Origin of the sequence: Methylobacterium sp. WL103, from assembly GCF_008039885.1 — a bacterium.
GTDB lineage: Bacteria > Pseudomonadota > Alphaproteobacteria > Rhizobiales > Beijerinckiaceae > Methylobacterium > Methylobacterium cerastii.
Genome location: NZ_VRUX01000011.1, coordinates 21,622 through 27,621 on the forward strand (window position 1 = coordinate 21,622; position 6,000 = coordinate 27,621).

4 protein-coding genes are annotated in these 6,000 nt (G+C 64.8%); 2 read left to right on the top strand and 2 right to left on the bottom strand.

The window, feature by feature from the left end; genetic code table 11:
- Positions 1–77 precede the first annotated feature (77 nt).
- Positions 78–1,565 (bottom strand): PLP-dependent aminotransferase family protein, encoded by a 1,488-nt coding sequence (locus tag FV222_RS01790; protein ID WP_056093223.1) that lies wholly within the window; start codon positions 1,563–1,565, stop codon positions 78–80.
- Between the two features lie 239 nt (positions 1,566–1,804).
- On the opposite strand from FV222_RS01790, the gene FV222_RS01795 reads away from it, so the two are divergent.
- On the top strand, positions 1,805–3,967 hold the full coding sequence (locus tag FV222_RS01795) for a molybdopterin oxidoreductase family protein (RefSeq protein ID WP_056093225.1): 2,163 nt from the start codon (positions 1,805–1,807) through the stop codon (positions 3,965–3,967).
- Between the two features lie 304 nt (positions 3,968–4,271).
- Here the strand turns inward: FV222_RS01795 and FV222_RS01800 are convergent, their stop codons facing one another.
- Positions 4,272–4,793 (bottom strand): hypothetical protein, encoded by a 522-nt coding sequence (locus FV222_RS01800; protein WP_187277171.1) that lies wholly within the window; start codon positions 4,791–4,793, stop codon positions 4,272–4,274.
- A gap of 150 nt (positions 4,794–4,943) precedes the next feature.
- Here FV222_RS01800 and FV222_RS01805 point away from each other — a divergent pair, with 150 nt between their 5' ends.
- Complete coding sequence (locus tag FV222_RS01805; RefSeq protein ID WP_147812798.1) at positions 4,944–5,492, top strand: MucR family transcriptional regulator; 549 nt, start codon at positions 4,944–4,946, stop codon at positions 5,490–5,492.
- Positions 5,493–6,000 lie beyond the last annotated feature (508 nt).

Here is a 6,000-nt window from a genome sequence, read left to right on the forward strand (position 1 = left end):
ATCGCCCAAGAACGGACAGACAAAAATCGACCCAACTGCGCCCAAAAAGCCATCTCGTCGGGTGCTTTGAAGCAGACCTAACCCGTGCCTTCGTCGCGGTCTGCTTGCCCAAGCAATATCCGCTGCAACTGGCCGACCGCTGTCTCGATCTGCGTTTCGTTGAGCGATGAGTATCCAAAGACCAACATGTCATCTCGTGCCCCGGGGTCAAAATAATAGGCGGCTCCGCTTGAAAGGGCATAGACCCCGATGCCCTGCTCGCGTGCGAGGTGCTGAATCTGCCGTGCGGGCGGATAACCGGACGGGAGGCGCCAGACCAGATGCAAGCCACTCTCGCCGCCGAGTACGACGGCCCCGTCGAACGTCCTGCGCAGTGCTCCAATCAGAGAGTCACGGCGCGCCTTGTAGACCTGCCTCAGGCGGCGCAGGTGCCGGTCGAAGTGCCCCTCATCGATGAAGGCGGCGAGCGCGGCCTGTTCCAGCCAGGCCTGACCGTTGCTCATACGTGCCTTCAGCATCCGCGCCTCGTCCCAGAACATGCGCGGAACCGTGGCGAAACCGATGCGCAGGCCGGCGCCAACGGACTTCGAGAACGTCCCGACGTAGAAGACGCGCCGGCCTCCGTCTAGACCGGCCAGGGCCGTCAGCGGCGGCCCGTCGTACCGGAAGTCGCTGTCGTAATCGTCCTCGACGATGTAGCTGTCGGTCTCCTCCGCCCATCGCAGCAGGGCCAGGCGCCGCGCCAGCGGCATGGTGGCCCCGGTGGGGAACTGGTGCGAGGGCGTGACGTAGAGCAGGCTGCCCTTGGCCGGCGGCAGGAGGTCGGTTCGCAGACCCTCGCCGTCGACCGGCACCGGATGGATCTCCATGTCGGCGTTCCTGAAGATCAGCGAGGCTCCGAGGTAGCAGGGGTTCTCGATGCAGAGCTGCCGGGTATGTCCCTTAAGCAGGTTGAACACGAGGTTGAGGGCATCCTGCCCGCCCGTGGTCACGATGACCTGATCCTCGGTCACCGCCACCGCTCTGGCCCGACGTAGGTGCGTGCTGATCGCCGTGCGCAACTCCGGGAGGCCGGCCGGATCGCAGTAATCGGTTAGGTATGTCGTCTCCCGCGCCAGGAGCCGCATCACGATCCGGCGCCAGATGGCCAGCGGGAACCCGGCCGGATCGGACCGCCCGACCCAGAAGTCGAGTTCGGGCCGGTCGCCGCCACCGCCCGGCGAGCCGGCGAAGCAAAGCAGCGGCTCGCTCGACGCGTCCAGCACCGGGCCGTTCGTGAGCGACCGACTGCCCTGTTGTATCAACAAAAGGCTGTCAGGGGGGATCGGCTCGACGAACAATCCGGCCGTGCCGCGGGCCCTGACGTAACCCTCAGCGGCAAGGCGTTCGTAGGCCAGCATCACGGTGTTGCGGGACACTCGAAGCCGCTCGGCCAGCAGGCGGCTCGGAGGCAGAGCCATGCCGGCCTTGATCTGCCCATCGAGGATGATCTCCCGAACCTGGTCGAACACCTGCGCCTGAAGAGGTTTATCGGACCGGGCGTCCAGTGTGAGCGTCAGTTCCACACGTTCCCTCCTGCTGGGCGTCGGCCCTTCGACGCGGCGTACCCCATCCAAGCGGCGTCGTGCTCGGTTTCAGGAACTCCCGGAAACCCGCGACAAAACGGTTGGTACCATGACGAGGCATTCTTTTGGCCCTTCCACCGGACCAAAATTTGGAATTGTTAGCACTAGAGTGCATTCTGATGACGCACCGGGCCGGCCCGCCAGAAAAATAAGGCGAGACGCTCGGCCGTGGAGGAAACATGAACGAGATCGTCAAGCCGGACTCCCTGCTCGTCGCCCAGGCCGAGAGCCTGACCGAGACCTTCTTCGGCGGGTGTCCGCACGATTGCCCCGACACCTGCTCGATGATCTTCGAGGTCAAGGACGGGGAGCTGCTCGGCGTGCGCGGCAACCCGGATCACCCGATGACCCGGGGCGGCCTCTGCGTGAAGCTGAAGGACTACGAGAAGCGCCACTACCACCCTGACCGCCTGCTCTACCCGATGAAGCGGGTCGGGCCGAAGGGCTCCAAACAGTTCGAGCGCATCACCTGGGACGAGGCGCTGGACACCATCGTCACCCGCTGGAAGGCGATCATCGACAGTCACGGCCCGCAGGCCATCGCGCCCTACAGCTACCTCGGCAACCAGGGCCTCGTGCACGGGCTGAACGGCGGCGACGCCTTCTTCAACCGCATGGGCGCCACGGTCATGGAGCGGACCTTCTGCGGCGAGGGCTCCTGCACCGCGTGGCTGCTAACGGTCGGCCCGACGGCCGGGCTCGACCCTGACAGCTACATCCACTCCAAGTACATCGTGATCTGGGCGTGCAACTCGGTCAGCACCAACCTGCACCACTGGGCCATCGTCAAGGACGCCCAGAAGAAGGGCGCCAAGGTCGTCGTCATCGACACCTACGCCTCGCGCACGGCGAAGGCCGCCGACTGGCACATCGCGCCGAAGCCCGGCACCGACGGCGCGCTCGCCATGGCGCTGATCAACTCGATCATCGAACAGGGGCTCGTCGATCAGGACTACGTCGACAACCACACGGTCGGCTTCGAGGAGCTGAAGGAGCGGGCGAGCACCCGCACGCCGGAATGGGCCGCCGCGATCACCGGCGTTTCCGCCGACGACATCCGCACGCTCGCCCGCGAGATGGCGACCGAGCAGCCGGTGGGCATCCGCATGGGAGTGGCGCTGGAGCGGCACTACGGCGGCGGCCAGACCATCAGGGCAGTGTCGTCCATCCCGGCGCTGACCGGCGCCTGGCGCCACGTCGGCGGCGGCGTCACCCAGTTCGGCGTCTGGGAGCACCCCTACAAGTTCGACGTGATGTGCCGGCCCGACCTGATCCCGGAGGGCACCCGCGTCGTCTCGAACCTCCAGATCGGGCGCGCGCTTACCGGCGAGCTGAAGCTCGACCCGCCGATCCTGTCGATGATGTGCTGGAACTCGAACCCCGTCACGCAGGCGCCCGAGACCGACAAGATCGTGGAAGGGCTGATGCGCGAGGACCTGTTCATGGTCTCGGCCGAGCACTTCATCTCCGACACGGCGTCCTACGCCGACATCCTGCTCCCGGCCACGATGGGCGCGGAGATGGAGGACATGATCCTGTCCTGGGGCCACCTTTATCTCACCTACAACACCAAGTGCGCCGACGCGCCCGGCGAGGCGATCCCGAACAACGAGATCTTCCGCCTGCTCGCCGCCCGGCTCGGCTTCGAGGAAGAGAACTTCAAGTGGACCGACACGGAGTGCCTGGAGCACTACGTCGATTGGAACGCCCCGGCCTGCGAGGGCATCGACCTCCAGTACATGCGCGAGCACGGCTTCGCCCGCCTGAAGGTCGGCACGCCGGACGACCGGGCGCCCCACCGCGAGGGCAACTTCCCGACGTCGACCGGCAAGTGCATGTTCATGGTCGAGGGTGCCACGAACTTCGTCGCGCCACCGTTCCGGCAGATGTACGAGGGCTTCCAGCCCGGCGAGGCGCTTGATCCGCTACCCGACTACCTGGGCCCGCGGGAATCCCACGCCAACGACCCGGAACTCGCCAAGCGCTTCCCGCTCAACATCGTCTCGCCGAAGAGCCACTACTTCCTGAACTCCTGCTACGCGAACATGGAAGACAAGCAGAAGGGTCAAGGCGAGCAGTTCGTGATGATCAGCCAACACGACGCCGACGCCCGCGGCATCCGGGATGGTGACCGCGTGCAGGTCGCCAATGACCGCGGCGCCTTCAAGGGCGTAGCGCGCATCACCGAGGACGTGAAGGCCGGCATCGTGGTGGCGACGCTGGGCTACTGGCGTCAGCTCAACGAGGGTACGGTCAACAGCATCTCGTCGGGCGCCTTCACCGACATGGGCCACGCTCCGTCGTTCTCGGACAACCTTGTCGAGGTTGCTCGGGCGAACTGAGGTCAACGATTGGCTGAGCAACAAACAGGCGTCCTACGGGACGCTTGTCCCTGGTCACCGGGTTCTTTGGTCAGCCTGCGCCGAGAACGCATTGTGAGAGCCCCCGGGTCTTCGTCGAAAGCACAGCCAGGTGTCCGCTTCTTCCACCCTTACGCCCGAAAGCGGACCGGCAAAAATCCACCCATCCTAGCCGTAGAGCGGACCGGCGGATGTCGACCCAACTCGGCCGTTCAAGATTTCAGGCTCGATCCCCGTAAGCAGACGTTTAAACTGGGATTAGCTATGCAGCGCGGAGCCGCGACATTCATGACGTTGATGGTGCCCGCTGGGCGATCGGCGGCCTTGAATGGATCAGATGGCCGGCCGTGCGATATGCCGAAAAAGCAAAAATTGCGGCCGTCCGGAGCATCGTGGCGTCGAACCCAAGGAACACCGCGTCACCTGTGATCGTAGCCCGCCCACGTGACAGGATGTCGACCGTTGGCACTGCGAGGTAGAGGGCGGTCGTGCAGGTTAGGGCCTCGTACCAACGGCGGGCCTGCGGCCGCAGCAGGGCTGCGAGCGCGATCGTGATCCATCCCGCGAAGAAGAACCTGACTTCCCAACCCGCCCGACCCGCGAGATCGGTCGGAAGGAGTCGGTTGGCTAGGAAATAACAAGCGATCGCCGCTGGTAGCCCGACGATTGTGCCGACGTTAAGCGCTTCTACACTGCGCAAGCCCAGAGGACGCGCATAGCGAGCTTTGTGCGCCCGTGCCACCGTCCAGAGGATGAGGCCCGTGGCAACGGTGGCGCAGCCCAGAAGATTTGACAGGAAGAAGAGCACTCGCAGAGCCGCATCGGCGAAGTGCGCTTCATGGAGTTCTTACGATTTTATGAGGATACAGCGCGATGCCAGTATTTTTCCGCAGCCTATCACTTGACGATTTAGCGGGAGGCGTAGAGCGGTAGGACTTTGCAGGTGTAGGAGAATACCGTGGACGAACAAGCCGAAGCTCAATCAACCGACTTCGTGGAACTCGCTGCCGACCTTGTCGCGGCTTTTGTCTCGGCCAATCACGTGCAGGTGGCCGAACTGCCGTCGTTGATCGCCAGCGTGCATGCGGCTCTGACCGGCCTCGGTAAGGAAGCGGTCGCCGAGCCTGCCGCCCCCGAGAAAGCGACTGCTGCGCAGATAAAGAAGTCGATCGCGCCAGACGCTTTGATCTCTTTCATTGATGGGAAGCCGTACAAGACGCTGAAGCGCCACCTGACCAAGAATGGCCTGACGATGGAAAGCTATCGGGCACGCTATGGCTTGTCGTCGGATTACCCGTCGACCGCAGCCAGCTACTCTGCCAAGCGCTCCGAGCTGGCACGCTCTCTCGGCCTCGGCCAAATGCGCAAGGCGGCTCCAAATGCCGCTGCAGCCGACGAGACGGTCTCCCAGGCTCCCAAGACCCGCGGCAAGAAGCCCAAGGCTGCAGAAGCGCCCGAGGCGGCTCCGAAGGCCCGCGGCCGGAAGAAGGCCGCCGAGACGGTCTGACGCCGTTCAGCGACCCGTTCCGGCACAGCGTGCCACCTGTATCGGTGACGGGCTTCTAACCAACCGCCGCCATCCTGCATGCGGGCCATGTACTGCGTATCGGCCTAGCCGGTGAGATCTTGGGTTCCCCCGCCGCGTGAGCAGATCGCGGCGGGGCCGAACCGTCTACTCCGCTTTGCGATGCCCGCGGCCGTGCTGCTCCTTGCCGGCGCCCGCCGCAGCCGCGGCCTCCTTTTCTGCCTTGCCGACCGTCGCCGAGCTCGTGGCGGCATCGCTCGTCGCACCAGCTGGCGCGTTCGACGCTGCGGACTTCGGCTGCCCCTTGCCCTCGGTCGGCGCTTCGGCTTTCCCACCTTCGAGAACCTCGGGGTGGCCAGCGCCGTAAGCGCTCGGTGGAGGCTCGGCGTTGTATTTCGGTCGCGTCGTCTTCCTGAAGGCCGGCTGACCGAGGGGATGACCGTGCGCCGATCTGGATGTTTTGCGGTGACGAGATGCTTTTCTAGCCCGA

What these genes read in the sequence shown, in the direction of transcription:
- FV222_RS01795 (WP_056093225.1), top strand. Translation starts at nt 1,805, where the DNA reads ATGAACGAGATCGTCAAGCCGGACTCCCTGCTCGTCGCCCAGGCCGAG.